The following is a 1,458-nucleotide window of genomic DNA, read 5'->3' as shown; positions in this document are numbered from 1 at the left end:
AGGCTTAAGGACGGACTGCCTCTCATGAACGGATACTGGCAGAGGGACAAGGCGTTCATAGACGGCGCCAGAAAGACCGTTCCGGCGGCGGACATCAAACCCTCCGCCGCGGTTCCCGCCGAGACCCGGGTCGTTCCGGCAGGCGCGGAAGTCCCGGTCAGCAGACAGCCCAGAGTGCTCGTCAAGAAACCGGGAGAGAACATATGGTTCGTACGTTTCCCGATAATCGATAACGGAGAGGAAGTGGGATATGAGATCAGGCTGGTCTATGATGGCGGTAAGGTCGGACCGGTCGCGCTTACCAGAGAGATATACGGCATAGATGTTTGGAAAGACAGGAGGACCGTGGCGCCTAATGTGCGCAGCCATGTGACCCCCAAGGATGTATCGGCGTCCGTAACGGTGCTACTGGATGAACTGCGCAAATCATATCCCAATGAAATGAAGGAACTCGACAAGAGCATATCTAAGGCACAGTGGGATTCCATATGGGCGGACCTCTGTTCCACGCACAGGATGACACCCAGAAGGGCGGCGGAGCATGTAAGAGGTGTTGCTTCATGGATAAGCGTCATAAAGAGAGAGCTCGATAGGCGCGGAACGACGATGCCGTCCTATATGTTCCTGTTGATCAGCGATGTAAGGCCGTATAAGGAAGTGTACAGTATGACCGAGGTCTTGCCGGACCTTCCCAAGATACTGATGTACGCCGACCAGATGCAGGCTGTGGCGGTCGACGAATGGATAATGGCCGGCAGCCCGGCTAAGTTCGATAATTGGGGCCATCGTCCTATGCTCAATCTCAGGGGCTTGCTGGATGACTGGCAGAGGTACCAGGCGGACGGGGATGCCGTATTGTATTTGCGCGAAATGGCCAAGATAAGGAACGGCATGTTCGATAACGCGGTCAGGACGATGGGGGTAGAGGACTCCATAGGCAAGTTCTCCGTGGACGACATGGTGGGTAGACTTCTCGAAGGCAGGCGTAAGGGCGAAGTTGTTAGGGCTCCTTCCGGGGTAGACAAGGTCTACGACGCGACGAGAGGCGGGTTCTTCTACCAGTACATGATAACACAGGGTCTTACCCTGGATGAGTGCGAAAAGATACTGCCGCTTTTACAGGCCATGAGGCCCGTGCTTGACAGGACCTTCGGTTCTTACGAAGCGATGTCCGTAGATGAGCTATTAAACGATCCGGACGCCAAGAACTCCGGTCTGTATCCCTCATTCTATGCGACAGCTGTCATGAGCTACAAAAGAGAGCATTCACTGACCGAACGGCAGGTCCTTAACACGGAAGTTGCCAGGGGCCTGAAGCAAGGCCTTGTGCTTGACAGGATGTTCAAGACGCTGAGGGTAATGGCCGCTATGACCAACCCGGGCATGTCACTTAAGGAAGCCGCGAGAAAAGGGATACCGTTCGATGAGTTCACCAAACAACTGGCTTACCTGGAGAAT

The 1,458-nt window shown here is 54.7% G+C and carries 1 protein-coding gene; it reads left to right on the top strand.

Going from position 1 to position 1,458, the window contains the following annotated elements; all coding sequences use genetic code 11:
* Positions 1–24: 24 nt before the first annotated feature.
* On the top strand, positions 25–1,458 hold a 1,434-nt coding region (locus PHH49_08480), incomplete at its 3' end, for a hypothetical protein (protein MDD5488974.1).

The organism is Candidatus Omnitrophota bacterium (genome assembly GCA_028715965.1).
In the GTDB taxonomy this organism is placed as follows: domain Bacteria; phylum Omnitrophota; class Gorgyraeia; order Tantalellales; family Tantalellaceae; genus JAQUQS01.
The sequence above is the reverse complement of the archived record's forward strand: the minus strand, read 5'-3'. Positions and strand labels throughout refer to the sequence as shown.